A 23,367-nucleotide genomic window follows, 5' to 3' on the forward strand; every position below is an offset into this window, starting at 1 on the left:
CAGGGAGTGACAACATGCAGACGCTATCCGAGTCGGCCAATAATAGTGAGCCGCTGACCTCGCCGCGCAGCGCCCGGCTCGCCGGCAAGGTGGCGGTGGTCACCGGCGCTGCGGGCGGTATCGGCCTGGCCATCGCCACCCGCTATGTCGCCGAAGGCGCCTATGTGGCGCTGGCGGACATCAATGGCGAGGCGGCGGAGCGCGCCGCCCAGCAGCTGCGCGAGCAGGCCGGGCCACAGGCACGCGTCCTGGCGGTGACGCTGGACGTGACGTCGAGCGTCTCGCGTCAGAGCATGCTGGAATGCGTGCAGGCACAATTGGGGCCGATCGATATCCTGGTCAACAATGCCGCCGTCTTCGCCATGGCGCCGGTGCTGGAGGTCAGCGAGGGCATGCTGCGCCACCAGCTGGCGGTCAATGTCGAGGGCCTGTTCTTCACCCTGCAGGCGGTGGCCAGAACGATGGTCGAGCGCGGGCAGGGCGGCAAGATCATCAACATGGCCTCGCAGGCCGGACGACGCGGCGAGGCGCTGGTCAGCGCCTATTGTGCCTCCAAGGCCGCCGTGATCAGCCTGACCCAGTCCTGCGGGCTTGATCTCATCCGCCATGGCATCAATGTCAATGGCATCGCGCCGGGCGTGGTCGACACGCCGATGTGGGATCAGGTCGATGCGCTGTTCGCCCATCATGAACAGCGCCCGCTGGGCGAGAAGAAACGTCTGGTCGGTGAGGCGGTACCCTATGGACGCATGGGGCTGCCGGATGACCACGCCGGCGCCGCGGTATTTCTGGCCTGTGAAGACAGCGATTTCGTCGTCGCCCAGACACTCAATGTCGACGGTGGCAACTGGATGAGCTAAGGATGAGAGACACCTTCCGTCCCGCTGCAAGGGTGCGCATCCATGAATGAGGTAGTCACGTGACATCTTTACCCGATTCTCGCCTGGCCCACATGTCGCCCTCGTTGGACGACATGGCCAGCCGTGTGCTGGCGGAACACGCCTCCAGTCAGCGCACACGTACCATCGTGGCCCTCGCCGGCCCGCCGGCGGCGGGCAAGTCGACGTTGTCGGAATCCCTGTGCGAGACCCTCAATGCGCTGGAACCCGGCATCGCCGTGGTGGTGCCGATGGATGGCTATCACTATGACAATGCCGTGCTGGCGCCGCAGGGCCTGCTCTACGTCAAGGGCGCACCGGAGACCTTCGATGCGCGCGGGCTCTATCATGATCTCGTCAGGGTGCGCGCCGATGATGGCCCGGTCGCCGTGCCGGTCTTCGATCGCCCGCTGGACCTGGCACGTGCCGGTGGCCGCGTGGTCGAGACCCACCATCGCATCGTGCTGGTCGAGGGCAACTATCTGCTGCTGCGCCACGCGCCCTGGGACGCGCTGCTCGGCTTGTTCGATATCAGCATCTTTCTGGATATCGAGGATGAGGTGCTGGTGCCGCGCCTGCTGCATCGCTGGCGCGAGATGGGCCAGGATGCCCGCGGTGCCCACGAGCGCACCCATCACAAGGACATGCTCAACGCGCACCTGATCAAGCAGGACTCGCTCAACGCCGACTGGCGTTGGCGCCTCGCGAATGCCCCCATCGGCCCCGATGGGGAAGACCGCTGAATGACGGATGGCAGGGAGAGCCCCATGTGGGTAGGCGTTGATTGTGGGACTCAGAGTACCAAGGTGGTGATCGTCGATCCGGCCTGCGGCAGCATCGTGGCCCAGGGCCAGCGCAGTCATGCGCTGCAGGAAGGCGCCAACGGCCGCCGTGAGCAGGACCCGCAGGACTGGGTGGCGGCGCTTGAGGGCGCCTTCGCTGATGCACTGGCCGCCTCGTGGCTGGACCCGCAGCGCATCACGGCGATCGGGGTGTCCGGTCAGCAGCATGGCATGGTGGTGCTGGATGCGGCCGGCGTGCCGCTCCATCCGGCCAAGCTGTGGTGTGACACCGAGACCAGCGAGCACAATGCCGCATTGATTGAGGCGCTGGGAGGTGAGGCGGGCTGTCTGGAGACGCTCGGCCTGGTGCTGCAGACCGGCTACACCGCCTCCAAGCTCGCCTGGCTGCGTGAGCGGCATCCCGAGCGCTACCAGCGCATCGCCAGCATCCTGCTGCCGCATGACTATCTCAACTTCTGGCTGACCGGCGAGCGCGTCGCCGAATATGGCGATGCCTCGGGCACCGGCTATTTCGATACCCGGCGGCGCTGCTGGCATCTGGATGTCTTCGCGCAGATCGCCCCGGAGCTTGATGCCCGGCGCGTGCTGCCCCGATTGATCGACTCCCACGAGCCGGCCGGACGCATTCGCCCCGAGATCGCCGCGCGCTTCGGGCTGCGTGACGACGTCATCGTCTCCAGCGGCGGCGGCGACAACATGATGAGCGCCATCGGCACCGGCAACATCGCGCCGGGGCGGGTGACGCTCAGCATGGGCACCTCCGGCACGGTATGCGCCTGGTCGGCGGACTATCCGGCCGGCTGCGACCCTCAGGTGGCCAGTTTCAGCGCCAGCGATGGTGGCTGGCTGCCGCTGGTATGCACCATGAATGTGACCTCGGCGACCACACGGGTACGCGAGATGTTCGGCTTCGACATCGCCACCTTCTCCGCCCAGGTGGCAAGTGCCCCGCGCGGAGCCGAGGGCGTGCAGGTGCTGCCGTTCTTCAATGGCGAGCGCGTGCCGATGCTGCCGCGTGCCCAGGCCAGTTTCCATGGGCTGGACAGTCGCAATGCCACCCCGGCCAACCTGTGCCGCGCGACCATGGAAGGCGCAAGTTACGGCCTGCGCTACGCACTCGAGTGCATGGGGCCGCTGGGCAATGAGGCGCGCCAGATCCGTCTGGTGGGCGGTGGCGCCAAAAGTCCGCTGTGGCGTCAGATGCTGGCCGACATTCTCGGCCTCGAGGTGGTCTGCCCGCAGGTGACCGAAGCCGCCGCCTTGGGCGCCGCGATTCAGGCGGGCTGGTGTCTGGGACAGTCAGGCAATGAGGGTCAAGGCCGCCACAGCGAGACGCTTGAGCAACTCTGCGAGCGGCTGGTCGCGCTGGATCATGCGACACTCGCCCAGCCCCAGGCCGAAGGAGTGGCCGCCTACCGCAAGGGCTACGCCGATTACCGCGGGCTGCTGGCCAGCGAGCACGGCATTGCCGCCGGCGGCTGAGCACGTTGTCAGAGCTCAATACATCAGCACGTCACGCCAAACCACATCGCCCCCGTCGAGTCGCACTCGGCGGGGGCGATGTGTTTCACGCGCTCCATTGCATCAGTCGCGTCTCAGACTCGAGTTCAGGCATTGGACGAGCGCGCCCACAGATTGACGCCGCCATCGACGGCGTAGCGATCGATCTCGTCGAGCTCGGCCTGGGTGAAGTCGAGATGATCCAGCGCCTTGACGCAATCGCTGACCTGTTCCGGACGGCTGGCACCGATCAGTGCGGTGGTGACGCGGTTGCCGCGCAGCGCCCAGGCGAGGGCCATCTGGGCCAGCGACTGGCCACGGCGCTCGGCGATGGCGTTGAGGGCGCGCACCCGCTCCAGATTGTCCTCGGTAAGGTGGTCTTCCTTGATCGCTCCGCCGCGTGCCAGACGGCTATCCTGTGGCACGCCGCCCAGATACTTGTTGGTCAGCACGCCCTGGGCCAGCGGCGAGAACACGATGGAGCCGATGCCCTCGTCATCGAGGGTATCGAGCAGGCCGTCTTCCTCGATCCAGCGATTGATCATCGAATAGCTGGGCTGATGGATGATGCACGGCGTGCCCAGCTCGCGCAGGATGGCGGCGGCTTCGCGGGTGCGCTGGGCATTGTAGGAGGAGATGCCCGCATAGAGCGCCTTGCCGGAACGCACGGCACTGTCAAGCGCGCCCATCGTCTCTTCCAGCGGCGTGTCCGGATCGAAGCGGTGCGAATAGAAGATGTCGACGTAATCGAGATCCATGCGCTTGAGGCTCTGGTCCAGACTCGAGAGCAGGTACTTGCGGCTGCCCCATTCGCCGTAGGGGCCAGGCCACATGTGATAGCCCGCCTTGGTGGAGATCACCATCTCATCGCGATAGCCGGCGAAGTCGCGCTTGAGCATGCGACCGAACATTTCCTCGGCGCTGCCCGGCGGCGGCCCGTAGTTGTTGGCCAGATCGAAGTGGGTGATGCCTAGATCGAAGGCGGTCTGGCAGATGGCGCGCGCATTGTCTTCGTGGGCGTTGTTGCCGAAGTTGTGCCAGAGCCCCAGTGACAGGCGGGGCAGTTTGAGGCCGCTCTTGCCGCAGCGCTGGTAGTGCATGCGTTCGTAGCGATCTTCAGCCGGGGTATAGCGCATGGCGGAGTCCTTTCACGAGTGGAGGCGTCGATGTCACCCAGGGGTGAGGTGACATCGGATGACGCCTTCAGTCTAGGTCGCGTCTGCAGGTCTGATAAGCACATGCGAACGAACAGATTGTTCGTCAGAGCGTACAATACTGTGGCAGGCTCGTTCACTGAAATTCCGGATGGCTGGCATGAGGAGCAGGCAGGATGCGGCATCACAAGCAGGTGGAGCGACTGATGTTGTTCGCTCAGGTGGCGGAAACCCTCAGCTTCACCCGGGCAGCCAAGGCGCTGGGCGTGTCGCGTGCTCATCTTTCCGAGCAGGTGCGGCGGCTGGAGCAGGACATCGGGGCGCCCTTGCTGATCCGCACCACGCGGGCGGTCCGTCTCACCGAGGAAGGTGAGCGCATTCGCCAGCGCATGCAGTCGGTACATGGCGAACTGCTGGCATTGGAGCGTGAGCTTGAACACGACCTGGAGCAGACGAGTGAGTCGGAGCGCCAGGGCTACAGCGGGGTGTTGCGCATCACGGCGCCGGTGCTGTTCGCCGAGCGTTATCTGGTCGAGGTCTGCAATGCTTTTCAGGGGCGCCATCCGGCGGTCGAGCTGCGTCTGGACGTCAGTTACGAGAGCCATGACCTGACCCGCGAGCCATTTGATGTGGCATTTCGCGCCACGCGCACGCCACCGGACAACATGATCGCGCGTCGCCTGCTCGATTACGTTCACTGCTGCTGCGCCTCGCCCGAGTACCTTGCCGCGCATGGCACGCCGCACACGGCCGCGGCGCTTGGCGATCATCGCTGCCACGTCTGGTCAGGACAGTCCGGCTGGCCGCTGGCCAGTGGTGAGGTCAGTCTCGCGGGGGGATTGGCCATCAATGATCACCGCCTGCTCAAGCAGCAGGCGCTGGGTCATACCGGCATCATCCGGGTCGCCCATTACCTGGTCGACCGTGAGCTGGCCGAGGGCCGTCTGGTGCGTCTGCTGGCGCACGAGGAGGGCGAACCCAACAGCATCTACATGCTCTATCCCCAGCGCCTGCCGCAGTCGGGCAAGCTGCGTGCCTTCATGGCGGCGGTGGAAGCCGCCATGCCGCCTCGCGGGGCGTGACGGAAAGGCACAGACGCAAGAGTGGCGTGTGCAAAAAGACCGCTGCGCCCTGGCGGGCACGGCGGTCTTTTCATTCGCCTCTTTTATCCAGGCTGGCGAGGGCTTTTTACCTAAACCGGTGAGGACTTTTTATTCAGACCGGTGATGCCTCTTTATCCAGGCTGGCGGGGCCTCAGAGGCCCAGTGCGGCGACCCCGGCCTTGGCGATCTGGGCATCCTGCTCCGGCTTGACGCCGGACACGCCGATGCTGCCGGCGATCTGGCCTTCGACCATCACCGGCACGCCGCCGCCCAGCATGCCTTCAAGCTGCGGCGCTGACAGGAAGGCGGTGCGTCCGCCGTTGATGGAGTCCTCGAACAGCTGGGTCTCGCGGCGACCCAGGGCGGCGCTCTTGGCCTTCTCCTGGGCGAAGTAGCCGGTCATCGCCGGGGTGTCGTCGAGGCGACGCAGGCCCAGCGGGTGGCCGCCATCGTCGGCAACGGCGATGGAGACGGCCCAGCCATTGGCCTCGGCTTCCTTCTGGGCGGCGTCCAGCATCTGATTGACGTCAGCGAGGGTCAGTACGTGGCGAGTGATCATCGGGCTTCCTTGGCAGTGGTGAGGGAAAAGGACAGTGAAAGAGATAGTGAAACAGATAGTGAAACAGATAGTGAAACAGGTAGTGAAACAGGTAGTGACGCTTCATTTCTGCGGGAGCGTCTCGGGCAGGGCATCATCCACCAGTTCGATCCAGTGACTCACCGGCGTGCGTCCGGCGCTCGAGAGATGCGTCTGACAGCCGATGTTGGCGGTGGCGATGCGCGCAGGCCCGTTGGCCTCCAGCGCCTCAAGCTTGCGGTCTCGCAGCTGGCGTGACAACTCCGGCTGCGTGATCGAGTAGGTGCCGGCGGAACCGCAGCACAGATGGCCCTCCATGACAGGCGCCAGTGTAAAGCCCAGTTGCGACAGGATCTTCTCCACCTCGCCGCCCAGTCCCTGGGCATGTTGCAGGGTGCAGGGGCAATGGAAGGCCAGCGGCTGTTGGTCGGGCGCGGCCGCGAGACTCTTTCGATCATCGCGGGCGATCTCCTCGCCGAGTACCTCGACGATATCGCGGGCCAGGGCGCTTACGCGTGCGGCGCGCTCAGCATAGTCCGGGTCATCGGCCAGCATCTCGCCATATTCCTTGACGAAGGCCCCGCAGCCGCTGGCGGTCTGCACGATCGCTTCCGCACCGGCCTCGATGGCCGGCCACCAGGCATCGATGTTGGCACGCATGCGCGCGCGACCGGCCTGCTGGGCGTTGAGGTGATAGTCGATGGCGCCGCAGCAGCCGGCCTCCTGAATGGGCGTGACGCCGATGCCGAAGCGCGCCAGCACGCGGGCGGTGGCGGCGTTGATATTGGGGGCCAGGCCCGGTTGCACGCAGCCCTCCAGCATCAGCACCTGGCGCGGAAGCGCCTGATCAGAAGGCGTCGCGGTGACAGGGGCAGTCGGGTGCTTGGCTTGACGGTCGCGCTCGCGGGTCAGCGGGATCTTGTCGGCCAGCGCGCCAGGCGCGAGGGGACGAAAGCGCACGCCAAGTGCCAGCAGGGCCTTGAAGCGCGCGGGTTCGACCAGCGCATGGCGCAGGCCACTGCGCAGCAGGCGCTCTCGCCACGGGCGGCCGACGCGGCGCTCCAGTTCCTGACGCCCGATATCGAGCAGGGTGTGATACTGCACGCCCGACGGGCAGGTGGTTTCGCAGCTGCGACAGCTCAGACAGCGATCCAGATGCCGCTGGGTCTCGCGGGTGATCTCGCTGGCCTGCTGGCGGGTACTTGCGTCCGGGCTTTCGGGGTCGCTCTCCAGCAGCTGCTTGATCAGATAGATGCGCCCGCGCGGTCCGTCACGCTCATCGCCCAGCAGCTGATAGGTAGGGCAGGTGGCATTGCAGAAGCCGCAATGCACGCAGCTGCGCAGGACCTTGTCGGCCCGCTGGATATGCGGTCTGGCAAGCGCGGCGTCACTGAAGTGGGTCTGCATTCAGGTGCGTCTCCTGTCGTGGCGTGAGTCACATCTCGGCATACAGGCGACCGGGATTGAGGATGCCGTGGGGGTCCAGCTGCTGCTTGAGCTGAAGGTGATAGCGGGCATTGGGGGCGGCCAGCGGCATCAGCGGGCTGTCTTCGGCGGCGACGGTGCCCGGGGTATAACAGATGGCATGGCCACCCAGCCGGCTGGCCAGCGAGCGGATGCGCTGGGCCGGGGCGGCGCTTGCAAGCCAGCGCTGGGCGCCCGCCCAGTCACACAGCAAGTTGGTGTCATCCACAGCGCCCAGCAGTTCGCTGACGGCGGCTTGCCACTCGAGGTGGTTCAGCGCCAACGGCAGCGACAGTCGCCACAGCGCCTGATGCGGTCCCGGCGCGCTGAAGAAGGGCAGGCGGTGTTCACGCAGCTCAGTCCAGTGCGCCGTCGCCTGATCCGCCGTCAGCGCCTCGCCGCCCAGCTGCTCGCACCCGGCCTGGACCGACCGCTCGCCCCCTTCCAGGCGCAGGGTGAGGTGGCCGTCATGCCAGCTGGTCGCCGTGATCGGCAGCGGCGTGCGGCCCCAGGCATTCAGGCGAGTCAGCGCCTCGGCGAGGCTGAGTTCCAGACACAGCGATTCGCTTGCCACCGGGCGCGGCATCACCTTGAGCGAGACTTCACTGATCACGCCCAGCGTGCCCTGAGCACCGCACATCAGGCGCGACAGGTCGTAGCCCGCCACGTTCTTCATCACTTCCCCGCCGAAGCGCAGCGCCTTGCCGTCGGCACTGATGATGCGCGTGCCCAGCACCAGGTCGCGCAGGCTGCCGCTCCAGGGGCGGCGTGGGCCGCTGAGTCCCGAGGCGAGCGTGCCACCGACGGTCGCCGCGGGGCCGAAGTGGGGCGGCTCGCAGCTCAGGTGCTGACCTTGCTCGGCGAGTACGGCCTCCAGCGTCGCCAGCGGGGTGCCGGCACGCACCGAGACCATCAGCTCCACCGGGTCGTAGTGGGTGATGCCATGATGCGCGCGCATGTCGAGCACTTCCTCGGCGGCCACTTCACGGCCGAGGAAGGCCTTGCTGCCACTGCCGGCGATGCGCAGCGGGCGTCTCGCCTCATGGGCGGCGCGGACCTGTTCACGGAGTGCCTCGCTGGCATCCTGCTGCTGTGGGGGCTGGCAGGCGGCAGGCGTAGCGCACTCGGCATGGCTTGGCACCTGATCCTGGAGCGAATCATCTGGCTCTGGCATGGCATGTCTCTATTGAAGTGGCGATGAAGTGGCGAACGTCCGATAGCGAAAGATCCGGTAGCGAAAGGTCAGGCGGCGGCGGATTCGAGAGCTGTCCATGACAGAGAAACCGTCCAGCCACGCGGCAGCTGTCCAGCCACGTGGTAGCTGTCTAGAAACGCGGCAGATCGGGATGCGGCAACTGGTTGTCATGCACATGCATGGCACCGAATTCGGCGCAGCGCGCCAGCGTCGGGATGTTCTTGCCGGGGTTGAGCAGGCCAGCGGGGTCGAAGGCGGCCTTCACGGCATGGAAGACGCTGATCTCCTCGTGGTTGAACTGGGCGCACATCTGATTGATCTTCTCGCGGCCCACGCCATGTTCGCCGGTGATGCTGCCGCCGGCGGCCACGCACAGTTCGAGAATCTTGCCGCCGACCTCCTCGGCCAGTTCCAGCTCGCCGGGCTGATTGGCATCGAACAGGATCAGCGGGTGCATGTTGCCGTCACCGGCATGGAAGACATTGGCCACCGCGAGCCCCGATTGGCGCGAGAGCTCCGCGATGCCGTTCAGCACGGCGGGCAGCTCGCGGCGCGGAATGGTGCCATCCATGCAGTAGTAGTCGGGCGACATGCGGCCCACGGCGGGGAAGGCATTCTTGCGCCCGGCCCAGAAGCGCGCGCGCTCGGCCTCGTCCTGTGCTTGGCGGATCTCGGTGGCGCCGGCGCGCTCCAGCACCTCACGGACTCGCGCGCAGTCATCCACGACATCGGCCTCGGCGCCGTCCAGCTCGCAGAGCAGAATGGCGGCGGCCTCGACCGGATAGCCCGCGTGGATGAAGTCCTCGGCGGCGCGGATCGCCAGGTTGTCCATCATCTCGAGCCCGCCGGGGATGATGCCGCAGGCGATGATGTCGCCCACCGCGCGGCCGGCCTTGTCGATATCGGCGAAGCTCGCCATCAGCACCTTGGCGGTCTCGGGCCTGGGCAGCAGGCGCACCGTGACTTCCGTGACCACCCCCAGCATGCCTTCGGAGCCGGTCATCAGCGCCAGCATGTCCAGCCCGGGTGAGTCGAGGCTGTCGGCGCCGATCGTCATCGCCTCGCCTTCGATGGTCAGCATCTCGAGCTTGAGCAGGTTGTGAACGGTCAGGCCGTACTTGAGGCAGTGCACGCCACCGGCATTCTCGGCCACGTTGCCGCCGATGGAGCAGGCGATCTGCGAGGAGGGGTCCGGCGCGTAGTAGAGCCCGAAGGGCGCAGCGGCCTCGGAAATGGCGAGATTGCGCACTCCGGGCTGCAGGCGTGCGGTGCGGGCGTCGGGATCGATCTCGAGAATCCGCGCCATGCGCGACATCACCAGCAGCACGCCTTGTGCCAGCGGCAAGGCGCCGCCGGACAGCCCGGTGCCGGCGCCACGTGTCACCACCGGCACGCCCAGCGCATGACATTCACGCAGCAGGGCGGCGACCTGCTCGACCCGCTCCGGCAGGACTACCAGCATCGGCATGACGCGATAGGCGGACAGGCCATCACATTCGAAGGGGTGCAGGTCCTCTTCGCGGTGCAGCAGCGTCAGGTCCGGCAGCAGGGTGGTGAGATGCGCCAGCACCTGGCCCTTGTCGTGCTGGGCCAGCGGTCCATCCAGCGTCGGGTCATAGAGGATATTCATGCACTGCCTCCCGGGAGGTTGGGGTCTGCGCGGCTGCTGTCTGTCGTTACTGTTGGCTGGTGCGGGCTTCGAGCGAGTCGCCTGTCGACTCCGCCGGCGAGAGGGATCTGTCTTGCCTGATCTGTTTCAACTGACCTGCCGCACCTGACCTGCCCACAATCTGGCCTGCCTCCCCGGCCTTGTCCATGCTTCACATCAGTGGTCTGACCAGACATTCGTCTAGTGTTTGCGCAAGGAAAACCACGCTTTACTGGCCTCACACCCGCTGCCATCAAGCGGCTATGCGCCCGCTGATCGACAGGTCTGACCAGTCGGAAATCGCCAGGCGCTGCCAGCGGGTTGATCAAGGCAGAGCACACAATTGTTCAGCACAAAAAGGGGAGGGGCAGGATGCTGCGAACCATCGCCGAGTCAGGAGCTGACCCCCGCGCGGCGGATCAGGCGGCGGCACGCCTGGAGCAATTGATTCTGGACGGCGTGCTCAAGCCCGGGCAGATGATCCCCTCGGAGCGCCGGCTATGTGAGCGGCTGGGCATCTCGCGGGCCTCGCTGCGCGAAGGGCTCAGGCTGTTGCGTGGCAAGGGCATCATCGAGACGCGCCATGGCAAGGGCTCGAGCGTCGCGGCGCTGTTGCCGAGCGGCGATATCAGCCCGCTGATGCACCTGTTTCGGGATCAGCCGCGCACCCTGTATGACCTGCTGGAAGTACGGGCTCTGCTGGAAGGGCAGTCGGCGCGACTGGCCGCCCAGCGCGGCACGCCGGCGGATAGAGTGCTGATCCGGCGTCATTACGAGGCGATGGCGGCCTGCGTGCGCGAGTATCCGCCGGACTTCGCGTCCTCAGCGCCGGGCGATGAGGCGCTGCCGGATGCCCAGCAGCTGGCGCGTCACGACCACGCCTTCCACCACGCCATCTGTGAGGCGTCCCACAATCCGGTGCTGGTGCATACGCTCAAGGGCATCAATGACCTGCTGCTCAGCTCGGTGTTCGCTTCGCTGCGCAATCTCTACCATCGCCCGATTCCCCGCGGCCAGATCAATGCCCAGCACACGGCCATCTACCGCGCGGTGATGGACCAGCAACCGGAGGCGGCGGAGAAGGCGGCGCTTGAGCATCTGCACAGCATTCGCGACAACCTGCGCGAGCTGGAGGCGGAGGACGAGCGGCTGGTGCGCTCGGCCATGCGGCTGGAAGGCTTCGAGTAGCGCGTCTGGGTTTTTGGCTCAGGCTCAGGCGTGTGCGCTGGCTGGCATGGGGGCTGGACTGGAGTGCGCGCTGGCGGACAAGCAGGCTGGCAAGCGGGGCGGACTCAAGGCAAAGTGGGCAGCTCATCGCCCAGGACAACGTGCTGCCTTCATGTGGAAACTCTCTTCCGCGAGTGATTGGCTCGACCGCCTCAATCACTCCCGCCACGCCATGCTGTGGCTGTTCATCGCCTCGATGCTGGAAACCCTGCTGATCCCGATTCCCATCGAGGTCGTTCTGATCCCGTGGATGCTGCGCCACCCCAAGCGCCGATGGCGCGTGGCCGCGGTGGCACTCGCCGGCAACCTGACCGCAGCATTGCTGGGCTTCTATCTGGGGGCCTACGCGCTGGCGACGTGGGGCGATGGGCTAATCGGCTTCTTCGGCGGGCAGCAGGCCTTCGAATCCTTCCAGCAGCGCTTCAGCGAGCAGGGCTTCCTTGCCATCATGCTGATCGGCATCGTGCCGATTCCCTTCCAGAGCGCCATGCTGGTCGCCGGTGCCAGCGGCTATCCGGTCGCGTTGTTCCTGCTGGCGGCGCTGATCGGGCGCGGGGTGCGCTATTTCGGACTGGCAGCCCTGGTGGCCCTGGTCGAGGATCAGGCGCTGGCGCTCTGGCAGCGCTACTCGCGCCCGCTGGGAGTGATCGGGCTGGCGCTGACCGGCGTGTGGCTGTGGCAGGCCTTCATCGCCTGATCGCTCACTCTTGCCGGCTTGTGCTGACCTGCGACAGCAACGCCTTGCCGCGCTGATAGTCGGCCTGCCAGATCGCCTCGGGCACCATGCTGCCGCCGGTGGCCCAGACGACATGGGTGGTGTTGGCCTGCATCTCGCCGTTATCCAGCCCGTTGGCCGTCCGCCAGGCATGCCACTCGGGGGCATCATTGCGCAGTACGTGGCGGATACCGGGCACGCCGGCCAGCGCGGACGGCTCAAGCATGAGGCCTTCGCTGTCATATGCCAGCGCGAGCAGTTCGAGCAGATGTTCATCGCGCACGGTATGGATGCCGCTGAGCAAGGGGGCCATCACGCGCCCGACGAAGGCCGAGGCGCGACCCACCGCCAGGCCATCGGCGCAAGTGCGATTGTCCAGCCCGATATCCTCGACCGCGATGCCGTCATGTTCGCCGGTCAACATGCCCAGCAGCATGCAGGGGGAGTTGACCGGTTCAGCAAAGAAGCAGTGCACGGCGTCACCGAAGACCTGCTTGAGGCCATAGGCCACGCCGCCCGGGCCGCCGCCGACGCCACAGGGCAGATAGACGCAGAGCGGATGGCGGGCATCTACCGGGATGCCCTGCGCCGAGAGCTGCTCCGCGAGGCGGCTGGCCGCCGTGGCGTAGCCCACGAACAGGTCCCGCGAGCTTTCATCATCGATGAAGTGGGCGTTGGGCTGCTGCGCTTCCTGGCGCCCAGCGGCGACGGCCTTGCCGTAATCTCCGCTGTGCTCCACGACCTCCGCGCCCCGCGCGCGCAGCAGGTCCTTCTTCCACTGCTTGGCATCCGCCGACATGTGCACGGTGACGCGAAAGCCGAGCCGCGCGCTCATGATGCCGATGCTGAGTCCCAGGTTGCCGGTGGAGCCCACCACGACCTGTTGGCCGGCCAGCAGGTCACGTATCTCATCACGCTGGAATGCGCGGTAGTCGTCTTCCTGATGCAGCAGCCCAGCGTCAATGGCGAGACGCTCGGCATGCTTGAGCACCTCATGGATGCCGCCGCGCGCCTTGATCGAACCCGAGATGGGCAGGGCGTTGTCGCACTTGATCATCAGGCGGCCGGGCAGCGGGGATTCGGTTGCGCTGAGGGGAGAAGCGGTCAAGGCTATGCCGCTCAGCGCCTGCTGCAAGCCGGGCGCCGCCACCAGCGGCGATTCGATGCGCCCTGACGCGGCGGCGGTCTCGGGGAAGGCCTCGGCAATCCAGGGAGCGAAACGCATCAGGCGTGCGTCGGCGTCCTCGATGTCCTGGGCTCCCACGCCACTCGCCTGCAGCGCCGGTGAGGCGAGCGCCTTGGCGGTCGCGACGCGTTCAGGGTTGAGCCAGCCGATTTCGCGGCCGGCCATCAGGCTGGCGATTTCCGGGTGACGCAGCGTCAGGGCGTGGAGGTCATGGGGCGTGGCAGGCATGCGGTGTCCTTGTGGGGCTCGATCCAGCGATCAGGTCAGATCACAGGTTAGCGCGTCTTCCACTGGCAACGCACGTAGCCCAGCTTTCACATTCCGTAAAGGTCAGTGACAAAAAAGACCGAATTTTTTGGCAACCGTCGGGATAGAAATGCAAAAGGTGCAGTCATAGTAAGCAAGGACATGATGTTATCGCGATGTTATGTCTGGCTTTAACTGTTCTTTGGTCCGCCACGGTTTTCCTGGCGGATTTTTTTATGCCTGAAATACGCGGGATTTTACAGGTTTTCGCCTGGGACGTTCGAATATCCCCAAGCTTTCAGCGACTTTCACTGTGACCAGAGGTCTTGGTGGCAGGGTGCGGCACAGCGCTTCCCAATGACAATCACCGCCCCGGGTTGCGGCGCGAGAATTGATGGGCGTCAGGCTGGCGGCAGAGATTGATTAGCCATTGGGTAATCTTCGAGGCGTTGGCCTGCTGGTGCAAGCATGCTGAAGGCGCTCTCGATGCACTCGGTTTTCTCAGCCATCACGTACAGAGCCCCCAGCGGTGATGACCGCTGGGGGCTCTGTGCACAAGGTCTGGCTCTAAGCAGTTTCTTGATGGATGAACTGTCTCAACAGCCGTTCTGCATCACCAGCAGGGCACTCAGGACATCGCGGCGGGTGACCATACCGATCAGGCGGCCCTGCTCGACCACCGGATAGACCTTGGGACGCTGGCCATTCATGTGCTGCGCCAGATCCGTGATGCTGTCATTCGGGCCGACGCTGAGGACTTCGTGACGCATCAGGTCGCCGACCTGGGCATGCTGGCCGCAGTGATAGGCACTGTCGAGCAGCTTGCCGAGGATGTCCTGCTCGGAGATGAAGCCGATCAGGCGGTCCAGGTCATCGACGACCGGCACGCCGGGCAGACGGTGGTGGGTCAGACCCTGGGCGAGTTCGAGAATGCTGGTGCGTGCCTTCACGCGATAACAGTCGCGGGACATGATGTCGCGAAGGGTCGAGGGCACCTTGAGCTGGGTGGCTTTCATGGGCAGGTCTCCTGCGTCACTGCTCTCCGACTCTCCGGTGAGGGAGCCGTGCGATGAATGCCGGCAGCCACTTTCGTGACTGCCGGCGACATTCAACATCTGTTCAGAGCATAGGGCATCACTGCGTGAGCTGCGCGTCCCGTTGCCTTGAGGGGGTATCAGTCACCCGGACCGCACTCCATGCAGCGCTCGACGATGGCCGGGCCCAGCTGCAGGTTGGCGTTGAGGTCACGCAGCGCGGTGCGCAGGCCTTCCTCGATCACCGGGTGATAGAAGGGCATTTCCAGCATCTGCTCGATGGTCATGCGTTGCTGATGGGACCAGGCCAGCAGGTGGGCGAGGTGCTCGGCACGCGGACCGAAGATCTCGGCGCCCAGCAGCAGACCGGTGCCTTGCTCGCCATAGACGCGCAGCATGCCTTTGTTCATGCGCATCACGCGGGAGCGACCCTGGCCGGTGAAGTCGACTTCGCCCACCGCGTAGCAGTCGCAGGCACCGTAGCGCTGTTCGATCTCGGCGGTCGAGAGGCCGATGGTGGCCATCTGCGGATCGCTGAATACGACGGCGATGGTGCTCTTGCGCTGACCGGCACGCACCTCGGGGAAGCGACCGGCGTTGTCACCGGCGATACGACCCTCATCGGAGGCTTCGTGCAGCAGCGGCAGGTCGTTGTTGGCGTCGCCGGCGATGAAGACATGGCTCGGCGTGTCGTCGCTCAGACGAGTCTGCAGGGTGTGACGATTGAAGATCGGCACGCCGCGCTCGTCCAGCTTCAGACCCAGCGCCTCGATATTGAGGCGATCGACGTTCGGGCGACGGCCGGTGGCCGCGAGCAGGTAGTCGAAACGCTCGGTGAGACGTGCTTCGCTGCCACGCTCGATGAAGATGATCTCGACACCGGCGCCATTCTCGTCCTCGACGCGTTCGATCTTCTCGACCTTGGCGTCCGGGTCGAGATAGAACTCCTCGTTGAAGACGCGATCGGCATTGGCACGCAGCTTCTCGTCACGCAGCGGGCCGATGGCACCGCCGACACCGAACATGCGGATGCGCACGCCGAGACGCGTGAGCGCCTGGCCCAGCTCCAGTCCGATGACGCCCGGGCCGAAGACGGCGACGGATTCCGGCAGGTCGTCCCAGTCGAAGACGCTGTCGTTGATGATCAGGCGGTCACCGGCATTCTCGAAGAAGCCCGGGTAGCTGGGGCGTGAGCCGGTGGCGATCACGACACGCTCGAAGGTGACGCGGGTCTCGTTGTCGCCGATGATCAGGCTGTTGGCGGTCTCGAAACGCGCATTGCCGCGCAACTTGTCGTGGGAGGGGATGCCTTCCACGGACTCGACCACGAAGCCGACGAAGCGGTCGCGCTCACGCTTGACGCGGTCCATCACGGCGCGGCCATCCACCTTGACCTCGCCTTCGACATTGATGCCGAACGGTGCGGTATCACGGGCGTGATGCGCGGCTTCGGCCGCACTGATCAGCAGCTTGGACGGCATGCAGCCGACACGGGCACAGGTGGTGCCGTAGGGGCCACCTTCGATCATGACCACGGAATCGGTGTGTGCCTTGGCGGCGCGATAGGCACCCAGACCGGCACTGCCGGCACCGATGATGGCGACTTCAACCTGGCGTTCGTTCACGTCGTACTCCTCAAGGCGCGCCAGCGGCGCACCTGACAATGGGGTCTCAAGCGCGAGCGTGGCCCGCGCGTGATGAAAAGAGAAAGTTATCGGGGCCTGTCGGCGTGATGCGTTCAAGCGCTGGTCAGGCTGCCGAAGTAGCGGGCGACTTCATCGCTGCCGCCGACATGCTCGCCGTCGATCCAGACCTGCGGCACGGTGGCCTGGCCGGTCATGGCGCGCAGGGTGCGTGAGGTCACGCCGCGGGTGCCGACTTCGATGACTTCGTAGCTGATGCGTGCTTCGTCGAGCATCTGCTTCGCACGTGCGCAGTACGGGCAGCCCGGCTTGCTGAACAGGGTAGCGAAGCTGGGACGGCCGGCGTCCGGGTCCAGATAGTCGAGCATGGTATCGGCGTCGGAGACTTCAAAGGGGTCGCCCGGCTTCTGCGGCTCGATGAACTGCTTCTCGACCACGCCGTTGCGTACCAGCATGGAATAGCGCCAGCTGCGCTTGCCGAAACCGATGTCGCTCTTGTCGACCAGCATGCCCATGCCGGCGGCGAAGTCACCGTTGCCATCGGCGATCAGGCTCAGGTTCTCGGCTTCCTGATGCTCGCCCCAGGATTCCATGACGAAGGCGTCATTGACGGACAGGCAGACGATCTCGTCGACGCCGACAGCATAGAAGCGATCGGCCAGCTCGTTGTAGCGCGGCAGGTGAGTGGAGGAACAGGTCGGGGTGAAGGCGCCCGGCAGGGCGAAGACCACCACGTTGCGGCCCGAGAAGATCTCCTCGCTGGTGCGCTCGACCAGACGGCCGTCGCGACGGATCTTGAAGCTGACGTTCGGGACCTGCTGGCCTTCGTGTGATTCGAGTTGCATGAAATTGGCTCCGGTCTCGATGAGACGTATCTAAAGGGGATGGCAGGCGACTGAGGCTCGATGACAATGCCGAGTGCATGAGAAATCAGTGCCTTGCGAAACTGGAGCCAGTCTAGGGGCAAGCCTCTTGCGGGTGAATTTGATTGCATCAAGCGAGGCGATAGCTTTTCTTGATGATGGTGCTGACAGTCAGGCGTGTGCTGGCTCATGGCCTTGTTCTCGGCAGGAACGTGCTGGCCGGCAAGCGGCTTTTTTGCCGGAAATAGTTATACAGACTTGATATTTGCCCCTGTCAGCCATAGGTAGTGGGTACGTCACAGCATCGTCAGGCGTCGAGTCTGGCAAGCGAGGCAATAGATGAACGCACGAGAGTACATGGCGAAGCACGGCCTGGACGGCGACAAGGACAAGGAGGAGGACAAGCCTCAGAGTCTGGAAGAACATGCCTGGGCACGTGCACGTGAGTCCGGCAGCCATCGGCCCCGCACCGGGACGCCGCATGACTGGGAAGACTGGGAGCGCTACCACGAGCAGCTGGCCGCGGACTCCGAGAAGCTGTCCCAGAAGATCGATCGTCAGGCCCGCGCCGGCGGACCCGCCTCTGCGCACGACGATGACGTCGACAAGGCCGACGCTGATCAAGACGGGCAGTAATCAAGAAGGACACTGATCAACACGAGTACCGAACATTCATGACCTCCGTGGAGTCACGGTTGTCACAATCGCAAGGAGCAACTCATGGATATCATTCGCATCATTCTGGCCATCATCCTGCCGCCGCTGGGCGTTCTCATGCAGGTGGGTGTCGCCAACAAGCATTTCTGGATCAACATCATCCTGACCTGCTTCGGTTTCCTGCCGGGGATCATCCACGCGGTGTGGGTCATTACCAAGTTCTGACCACCGCTGAGCCCCAGAGGCTCTGACATGGCTGCCCACCGCGGGCAACCCAGAGTTGAAAGGCCCAAAGCCCCCGCTGCCTTGTGTGCAGCGGGGGCTTTTCAGTGGGCGCTCACCGGGGAGGCGCCATGTGGCGTCGGTGATACAGCGGCGGGGCTTGCCGAGGGCCCTTGGCGAATGGCAGGCGACGGTAGTTCAACATGTAGACTTTCGCATAGCCTGATTTCAACGCTTTTCAGTGAGCGCGGCGCTTGTCGCCTCTCGCTTGCCCCCGTAGGGTCAAATGGGACTTAGGGCAGCGATCAGGGCCGGTGAAGCCTGTTCGATCACATGCTCCACGATAACAACAACACGTATGGATACCACGCATGGTCACGACTGCTGAGCCCGACGCGCCGCAGGAGACCAGCTCCTGCTTCGCGATCTTCAATGATGTGCAAAAGAGTTATGACGGCGAAACGCTGGTGGTCAAGGGCTTCAATCTTGAAGTCCAGCGCGGCGAGTTCGTCACCCTGCTGGGGCCGTCCGGTTCCGGCAAGACCACCTGCCTGATGATGATGGCAGGCTTCGAAACGCCGACCCACGGCGACATCCTCCTCGACGGTACCCCCATCAACGACTTGCCACCGCACAAGCGCGGTATCGGCATGGTCTTCCAGAACTATGCGCTGTTTCCGCACATGAGCGTGGCCGAGAACCTGGCCTTCCCATTGGAAGTGCGCGGCATGAGCAAGGAGGAAATCTCGACCAAGGTGGCCAACGCGCTGGATATGGTGCGACTCGGCGAATTCGGCGATCGCCGCCCGGGGCAGCTCTCCGGCGGGCAGCAACAGCGGGTCGCCCTGGCACGTGCGCTGGTCTTCGAGCCGGAGCTGGTGCTGATGGATGAGCCGCTGGGGGCGCTGGACAAGAACCTGCGCGAAGAGATGCAGTTCGAGATCAAGCGCATCCACCAGCGCCTCGGTGTCACCATGCTCTACGTGACCCACGATCAGACGGAAGCGCTGACCATGTCGGACCGCATCGCGGTCTTCAATGACGGCATCGTCCAGCAGCTGGCAACCCCCGAGGCGCTGTATGAAGCGCCGGAGAATGCCTTCGTCGCCTATTTCATCGGCGAGAACAATCGCCTCAACGGCCAGGTATCGCAGCTCGACGCTCAGGGTGAGCATTGCACGGTGACCCTCGACAGCGGCGAGCAGGTACGGGCACTCAAGGTGGCCGTCAATGAGGTCGGCGAGCGCACCCAGCTGTCACTGCGCCCGGAGCGGGTGCGCCTGCTGTCGGCGGAAGAGCCAGGCGCCGCGGGCACGCCAAGCCCTCCCGACAATGTCTTCTCCGCCGAGGTTCTCGAGGTGATCTATCTTGGAGATCATCTACGCACGCGCGTGGCGGTGTGTGGCAGTGACGAATTCATCATCAAGACACCCAACGCCGAGGGTTATCCGCCCTTGCGGCCCGGGCAGACCCTGCAGGTCGGATGGGACGCCTGCGACTGCCGGGCGCTGGATGCCTGAGGCCAGCAAGGGTCAGAACAGGCCAGAAGCACAGGCGAGAAAGGACAGGCGAGAAAAGGACAGGCGAGAAAGGACAAGGCAGCACGGGAGGTGAAGCACGCTTCCTCAGCAAAGCAAGAGCAGATTTCGCGACAAGAGTGCAGCACAACAACAAGAAATCAGGGAGACTCATCCATGTCAGTCATCAATCAGTTCACCGCGTCATTCACTACCTCACGTCCGGGCATGCCGCTGCGCAGCCTGCTGGCGGTTGCCGTGGCAGCGGCCGGCATGAGCGCCGGTGCGGCCCAGGCCGAGACGCTCAATATCGTCTCGTGGGGCGGCGCCTATACCGACAGCCAGAACAAGGCCTATCACGAGCCCTGGGAAGAGAAGAGCGGCGACACCGTCGTCAATATCGACAAGTCATCCAATGCGCTGTCCGGTCTGCGCGCACAGGTCCAGGCCGGCAACGTCACCTGGGACCTGGTCGACATGCTGCCCAGTGATGCCTTGATTGCCTGTTCGGAAGGCCTGATCGAGCCGCTGGACCCGGACACCCTGTTCGCGGCAGCGCCGGATGGCACGCCGGCCAGCGAGGACTTCATCGAGAATTCGCTCAGCGAGTGCTTCGTGCCGCAGATCGTCTACTCCAACATCGTGGCCTTCAATACCGAGATGTTCCCCGAGGACAAGCAGCCGGATTCCATCGATGACGTCTTCAATCTCGAGGAATTCCCCGGCAAGCGTGCGCTGCAGAAGAAGCCGATCAACAACATGGAGTGGGCGCTGGTGGCCGATGGCGTGGCCCCGGAAGATGTCTACGAGATGCTGGATTCCGAGGAAGGCATCGAACGTGCCTTCGCCAAGCTCGATACCATCAAGGACAGCGTGATCTGGTGGGAAGAGGGCGCACAGCCGCCGCAGCTGCTGGCGGACAAGGAAGTGGCCTTCGCCTCGGCCTACAACGGACGCATCTTCGATGCCGAGGTCAACGAGAAGCAGCCATTCTCCATCGTCTGGGATGCCCAGGTCTTCGAGCTGGATGGCTGGGTGGTGCCGACCGGCAAGCTCGACAAGGTCAAGGATTACCTGATGTTCGCCACCGATACCCAGCGTCTGGCGGATCAGGCCAAGTACATCTCCTACGGGCCGGCGCGTACCTCCTCCGCGGCTCTGGTCTCGACCCATGCGGACACCGGCATCGACATGAAGCCGCACATGCCGACCTATGGCCCCAACTTCGAGACCGCCATCCCCAAGGATGACGAATTCTGGGCCGACAACCTCGATGAACTGAGCCAGCGCTTCAACGCCTGGCTGGCACGCTGACCCCTGCACTGACCCGCTGGCCCCGGTGGCGCACACCCGCGCGCCGGGGCCTTTTTGATCATGCCTGATGGCCCCTCGGCCATGCTCGATTCCGCCAGGTTGTCTTCCGTCACTGTCACGCGGAAGCCGGCTGGCGGCCCAGGCATCCTCGGATAGCCGATCAAGGAGTGCAGGATGAGCGATTCCTCCGCCCCGGCCACGTCCGGAAGCGCAGCACATGACCCCAATGGTGCCCCCGGCGCGGCGCTGACCACCGCCGATGGCGTACCGCTGAAACAGAGCCTCAATCGTGCCATCCGCCGCAGCCGCATCAAGGCGTTGTTGCTGGTGGCGCCGTTGCTGGTCTTCATCGGGCTGGCATTCGTCATGCCCATCTTCGACATGCTGTCACGCAGTGTCGACAACCCGGAAGTCTCCACCTATCTACCGCGCACCAGCGAGGTGCTGGTCGACTGGGACGGCGAAGGGTTGCCGGAAGAGGCCGCCTACGCCGCCCTGGCGCAGGACCTGGCCGCGGGACTCAAGGCGCGCAATCTCGGGCGCGTCGCCTCGCGTCTCAACTACGAAAAGTCCGGCATGCGGTCGCTGTTCATGAAGAGCGCCCGCCGTGCCGGTCGCATGGAGGCCCCTTACAAGGCCGCGCTGATCAAGGCCGATGAGGATTGGGAGGACCCGGATATCTGGCGTCTGATCAAACGCGAATCGTCGCCTCTCACCGCTTCCTACTATCTGGCGGCGGTGGATCGCCAGTTCTCACCGACAGGCGAGATCGTCGAGAAACCGGAGTATCTGCAGATCCACGTCTCGCTGTTCATCCGCACCTTCTGGATGAGCGCGGCGATCACCGGGCTGTGTCTGTTGCTGGCCTATCCGGTGGCCTGGCTGCTGGCGACCCTGCCGGCCAGTCGCGGCAATCTGCTGATGATTCTGGTACTGCTGCCGTTCTGGACCTCGCTGCTGGTGCGAACCACCACCTGGATCGCGATCCTGCAGCAGCAGGGGGTGCTCAACGACATGCTGGTGGGCGTCGGGATACTCGCCGAGGAGGCGCGTATCCAGATGATCTACAACAAGACCGGCACCATCATCGCGATGACCCACATCCTGCTGCCGTTCATGATTCTGCCGCTGTACTCGGTGATGAAGACCATCCCGCCCAGCTACATGCACGCGGCGCGCTCGCTGGGCGCCGGGCCGATTACCGCCTTCCGGCGCGTCTACTTCCCGCAGACCTTGCCGGGTATCGGGGCGGGCTCGATTCTGGTCTTCATCCTCTCCATCGGCTACTACATCACGCCGGCACTGGTGGGCGGGCAGTCGGGCCGCTTCATCACCAACTTCATCGCCTATCACATGCAGACCTCGCTCAACTGGGGGCTGGCAGCGGCCATTGGCTCGATTCTGCTGGTCGTGGTGATCCTCTTCTATCTCGTCTACAACCGTCTGATCGGTGTGGACAAGGTCAAACTGGGGTGACAGATGGCCATACCTTCCTATGCAACTCGTGGTGAGCGGATCTGGCATTGGGTGTTCTGCGTGCTGTGCGCGCTGATCTTCCTGTTCCTGATCGGGCCGATCCTGGTGATCATTCCGCTCTCGTTCAATGCCGAACCTTACTTCACCTTCTCGGAGAAGATGCTGTCGCTGGACCCGGAGGGCTACTCGCTGCGCTGGTATCAGGAGTTCTTCACCTCGGATGAGTGGATGCGCTCGATCAAGAACAGCATCATCGTGGCGGTGTGCGCGACGGTGCTGGCCACGGTACTGGGCACGCTTGCCGCACTGGGGCTTTCCAGCCGCTTCATGCCGTTTCGCAATACCATCATGGCGATCCTGATCTCGCCGATGATCGTGCCGCTGATCATCAGCGCCGCGGCGATGTTCTTCTTCTTCTCGAAACTGGGGCTGACCCAGACCTATCTGGGCGTGATTCTGGCGCACACGGCGCTGGGCATTCCCTTCGTGGTGATCACGGTGACGGCGACGCTGTCCGGCTTCGATCACTCGCTGACACGTGCGGCGCACTCGCTGGGGGCCAGTCCGAGTCGCACCTTCTTCCGCATCATCCTGCCGCTGGTGACGCCGGGGGTGGTGTCCGGTGCGCTGTTCGCCTTCATCACCTCGTTCGATGAAGTCGTGGTGGTGCTGTTCATCGCCGGGCCGGCGCAGACCACCATCCCGATCCAGATGTGGTCCGGTATCCGCGAGGAGATCAGCCCGACGATTCTGGCGGTGGCCACGCTGCTGGTGCTGGTCTCGATTCTGCTGCTGACGACACTGGAGCTGATTCGCCGCCGCAATGAACGTCTGCGCGGCCTGACGCCGAGCTGATCTTTGTCCTCTACCCTCTGGCCTCTGCCCTTGAGTGCTGAGCGCTTGATAGCGGTGAGAAACAGGAGTCGCAAGAAACGCCCGTGCCCC

The 23,367-nt window shown here is 64.6% G+C and carries 21 protein-coding genes; 12 read left to right on the top strand and 9 right to left on the bottom strand.

What is annotated here, in order from left to right; genetic code table 11:
- Positions 1 to 14 precede the first annotated feature (14 nt).
- From QD280_RS01720 to xylB, 3 genes are read left to right on the top strand one after another with little or no spacing between them, the layout of a single operon-like run.
- Positions 15 to 860 (top strand): L-iditol 2-dehydrogenase, encoded by an 846-nt coding sequence (locus tag QD280_RS01720; protein WP_153635406.1) that lies wholly within the window; start codon positions 15 to 17, stop codon positions 858 to 860.
- Between the two features lie 59 nt (positions 861 to 919).
- Entirely contained in the window at positions 920 to 1,621 is a 702-nt protein-coding gene (locus QD280_RS01725) for a nucleoside/nucleotide kinase family protein (RefSeq protein ID WP_318833280.1), read from the top strand.
- A gap of 24 nt (positions 1,622 to 1,645) precedes the next feature.
- Entirely contained in the window at positions 1,646 to 3,163 is a 1,518-nt protein-coding gene (xylB, locus tag QD280_RS01730; RefSeq protein ID WP_279838120.1) for a xylulokinase, read from the top strand.
- Between the two features lie 125 nt (positions 3,164 to 3,288).
- Here the strand turns inward: xylB and mgrA are convergent, their stop codons facing one another.
- Positions 3,289 to 4,317, bottom strand: coding sequence for an L-glyceraldehyde 3-phosphate reductase (gene mgrA, locus QD280_RS01735; RefSeq protein WP_192837910.1), 1,029 nt, complete (start codon positions 4,315 to 4,317; stop codon positions 3,289 to 3,291).
- Between the two features lie 194 nt (positions 4,318 to 4,511).
- Between mgrA and QD280_RS01740 the strand changes: the two genes are divergently transcribed.
- Positions 4,512 to 5,417 carry a LysR family transcriptional regulator gene (locus tag QD280_RS01740; protein ID WP_279838121.1) on the top strand — a complete coding sequence of 302 codons (906 nt, stop codon included), beginning with the start codon at positions 4,512 to 4,514 and terminating at the stop codon, positions 5,415 to 5,417.
- A gap of 172 nt (positions 5,418 to 5,589) precedes the next feature.
- Here QD280_RS01740 and QD280_RS01745 read toward each other — a convergent pair whose 3' ends face one another.
- The 4 genes from QD280_RS01745 to glcD form a co-directional block, all read right to left on the bottom strand.
- The gene (locus tag QD280_RS01745; RefSeq protein ID WP_043334532.1) at positions 5,590 to 5,997 is read right to left on the bottom strand and encodes a heme-binding protein; all 408 of its coding nucleotides are present in this window, start codon (positions 5,995 to 5,997) and stop codon (positions 5,590 to 5,592) included.
- Between the two features lie 102 nt (positions 5,998 to 6,099).
- Positions 6,100 to 7,422: a glycolate oxidase subunit GlcF gene (gene glcF, locus QD280_RS01750; RefSeq protein WP_279838122.1), complete on the bottom strand. Its 1,323-nt coding sequence runs from the start codon at positions 7,420 to 7,422 to the stop codon at positions 6,100 to 6,102.
- A gap of 28 nt (positions 7,423 to 7,450) precedes the next feature.
- The gene (gene glcE / locus QD280_RS01755; protein WP_279838123.1) at positions 7,451 to 8,653 is read right to left on the bottom strand and encodes a glycolate oxidase subunit GlcE; all 1,203 of its coding nucleotides are present in this window, start codon (positions 8,651 to 8,653) and stop codon (positions 7,451 to 7,453) included.
- A gap of 151 nt (positions 8,654 to 8,804) precedes the next feature.
- A complete protein-coding gene (gene glcD, locus QD280_RS01760; RefSeq protein ID WP_279838124.1) occupies positions 8,805 to 10,304 on the bottom strand; it encodes a glycolate oxidase subunit GlcD in 1,500 nt (499 codons plus the stop codon).
- 390 nt (positions 10,305 to 10,694) lie between these two features.
- Here glcD and glcC point away from each other — a divergent pair, with 390 nt between their 5' ends.
- Together glcC and QD280_RS01770 are read left to right on the top strand one after the other, a co-directional pair.
- On the top strand, positions 10,695 to 11,510 hold the full coding sequence (gene glcC / locus QD280_RS01765) for a transcriptional regulator GlcC (protein ID WP_153635413.1): 816 nt from the start codon (positions 10,695 to 10,697) through the stop codon (positions 11,508 to 11,510).
- 151 nt (positions 11,511 to 11,661) lie between these two features.
- Entirely contained in the window at positions 11,662 to 12,246 is a 585-nt protein-coding gene (locus tag QD280_RS01770) for a VTT domain-containing protein (protein ID WP_279838125.1), read from the top strand.
- A 4-nt stretch (positions 12,247 to 12,250) separates the two neighbouring features.
- Here the strand turns inward: QD280_RS01770 and QD280_RS01775 are convergent, their stop codons facing one another.
- From QD280_RS01775 to QD280_RS01790, 4 genes are all read right to left on the bottom strand, one after another.
- Entirely contained in the window at positions 12,251 to 13,678 is a 1,428-nt protein-coding gene (locus tag QD280_RS01775; RefSeq protein WP_279838126.1) for a D-serine ammonia-lyase, read from the bottom strand.
- A 614-nt stretch (positions 13,679 to 14,292) separates the two neighbouring features.
- On the bottom strand, positions 14,293 to 14,712 hold the full coding sequence (locus QD280_RS01780) for a CBS domain-containing protein (protein ID WP_043334523.1): 420 nt from the start codon (positions 14,710 to 14,712) through the stop codon (positions 14,293 to 14,295).
- A 158-nt stretch (positions 14,713 to 14,870) separates the two neighbouring features.
- Complete coding sequence (locus tag QD280_RS01785) at positions 14,871 to 16,355, bottom strand: dihydrolipoyl dehydrogenase (RefSeq protein ID WP_279838127.1); 1,485 nt, start codon at positions 16,353 to 16,355, stop codon at positions 14,871 to 14,873.
- A gap of 113 nt (positions 16,356 to 16,468) precedes the next feature.
- On the bottom strand, positions 16,469 to 17,218 hold the full coding sequence (locus tag QD280_RS01790; protein ID WP_107335176.1) for a glutathione peroxidase: 750 nt from the start codon (positions 17,216 to 17,218) through the stop codon (positions 16,469 to 16,471).
- A 375-nt stretch (positions 17,219 to 17,593) separates the two neighbouring features.
- On the opposite strand from QD280_RS01790, the gene QD280_RS01795 reads away from it, so the two are divergent.
- The 6 genes from QD280_RS01795 (at position 17,594) to QD280_RS01820 (ending at position 23,277) form a co-directional block, all read left to right on the top strand.
- Positions 17,594 to 17,872 carry a hypothetical protein gene (locus QD280_RS01795; RefSeq protein ID WP_279838128.1) on the top strand — a complete coding sequence of 93 codons (279 nt, stop codon included), beginning with the start codon at positions 17,594 to 17,596 and terminating at the stop codon, positions 17,870 to 17,872.
- 84 nt (positions 17,873 to 17,956) lie between these two features.
- A complete protein-coding gene (locus tag QD280_RS01800) occupies positions 17,957 to 18,118 on the top strand; it encodes a YqaE/Pmp3 family membrane protein (protein WP_043334518.1) in 162 nt (53 codons plus the stop codon).
- A 368-nt stretch (positions 18,119 to 18,486) separates the two neighbouring features.
- Positions 18,487 to 19,635 carry an ABC transporter ATP-binding protein gene (locus tag QD280_RS01805; protein WP_175089820.1) on the top strand — a complete coding sequence of 383 codons (1,149 nt, stop codon included), beginning with the start codon at positions 18,487 to 18,489 and terminating at the stop codon, positions 19,633 to 19,635.
- Between the two features lie 174 nt (positions 19,636 to 19,809).
- Positions 19,810 to 20,946 (top strand): extracellular solute-binding protein, encoded by a 1,137-nt coding sequence (locus QD280_RS01810; protein ID WP_225347830.1) that lies wholly within the window; start codon positions 19,810 to 19,812, stop codon positions 20,944 to 20,946.
- A gap of 174 nt (positions 20,947 to 21,120) precedes the next feature.
- Positions 21,121 to 22,422, top strand: coding sequence for an ABC transporter permease (locus QD280_RS01815; protein WP_054556762.1), 1,302 nt, complete (start codon positions 21,121 to 21,123; stop codon positions 22,420 to 22,422).
- Between the two features lie 3 nt (positions 22,423 to 22,425).
- Positions 22,426 to 23,277 (top strand): ABC transporter permease, encoded by an 852-nt coding sequence (locus QD280_RS01820; RefSeq protein ID WP_043334517.1) that lies wholly within the window; start codon positions 22,426 to 22,428, stop codon positions 23,275 to 23,277.
- The last annotated feature ends 90 nt before the right edge of the window (positions 23,278 to 23,367 follow it).

It is taken from the genome of Cobetia sp. 1AS1, assembly GCF_029846435.1.
GTDB classification, from domain to species: domain Bacteria; phylum Pseudomonadota; class Gammaproteobacteria; order Pseudomonadales; family Halomonadaceae; genus Cobetia; species Cobetia amphilecti.

Coding starts and splice junctions, on each gene's coding strand:
- QD280_RS01720 (WP_153635406.1), top strand. CDS start 15: ATGCAGACGCTATCCGAGTCGGCCAATAATAGTGAGCCGCTGACCTCG.
- xylB (WP_279838120.1), top strand. CDS start 1,646: ATGTGGGTAGGCGTTGATTGTGGGACTCAGAGTACCAAGGTGGTGATC.
- mgrA (WP_192837910.1), bottom strand. CDS start 4,317: ATGCGCTATACCCCGGCTGAAGATCGCTACGAACGCATGCACTACCAG.
- QD280_RS01740 (WP_279838121.1), top strand. CDS start 4,512: ATGCGGCATCACAAGCAGGTGGAGCGACTGATGTTGTTCGCTCAGGTG.
- QD280_RS01745 (WP_043334532.1), bottom strand. CDS start 5,997: ATGATCACTCGCCACGTACTGACCCTCGCTGACGTCAATCAGATGCTG.
- glcF (WP_279838122.1), bottom strand. CDS start 7,422: ATGCAGACCCACTTCAGTGACGCCGCGCTTGCCAGACCGCATATCCAG.
- glcE (WP_279838123.1), bottom strand. CDS start 8,653: ATGCCAGAGCCAGATGATTCGCTCCAGGATCAGGTGCCAAGCCATGCC.
- glcD (WP_279838124.1), bottom strand. CDS start 10,304: ATGAATATCCTCTATGACCCGACGCTGGATGGACCGCTGGCCCAGCAC.
- glcC (WP_153635413.1), top strand. CDS start 10,695: ATGCTGCGAACCATCGCCGAGTCAGGAGCTGACCCCCGCGCGGCGGAT.
- QD280_RS01770 (WP_279838125.1), top strand. CDS start 11,662: ATGTGGAAACTCTCTTCCGCGAGTGATTGGCTCGACCGCCTCAATCAC.
- QD280_RS01775 (WP_279838126.1), bottom strand. CDS start 13,678: ATGCCTGCCACGCCCCATGACCTCCACGCCCTGACGCTGCGTCACCCG.
- QD280_RS01780 (WP_043334523.1), bottom strand. CDS start 14,712: ATGAAAGCCACCCAGCTCAAGGTGCCCTCGACCCTTCGCGACATCATG.
- QD280_RS01790 (WP_107335176.1), bottom strand. CDS start 17,218: ATGCAACTCGAATCACACGAAGGCCAGCAGGTCCCGAACGTCAGCTTC.
- QD280_RS01795 (WP_279838128.1), top strand. CDS start 17,594: ATGGCGAAGCACGGCCTGGACGGCGACAAGGACAAGGAGGAGGACAAG.
- QD280_RS01800 (WP_043334518.1), top strand. CDS start 17,957: ATGGATATCATTCGCATCATTCTGGCCATCATCCTGCCGCCGCTGGGC.
- QD280_RS01805 (WP_175089820.1), top strand. CDS start 18,487: ATGGTCACGACTGCTGAGCCCGACGCGCCGCAGGAGACCAGCTCCTGC.
- QD280_RS01810 (WP_225347830.1), top strand. CDS start 19,810: ATGTCAGTCATCAATCAGTTCACCGCGTCATTCACTACCTCACGTCCG.
- QD280_RS01815 (WP_054556762.1), top strand. CDS start 21,121: ATGAGCGATTCCTCCGCCCCGGCCACGTCCGGAAGCGCAGCACATGAC.
- QD280_RS01820 (WP_043334517.1), top strand. CDS start 22,426: ATGGCCATACCTTCCTATGCAACTCGTGGTGAGCGGATCTGGCATTGG.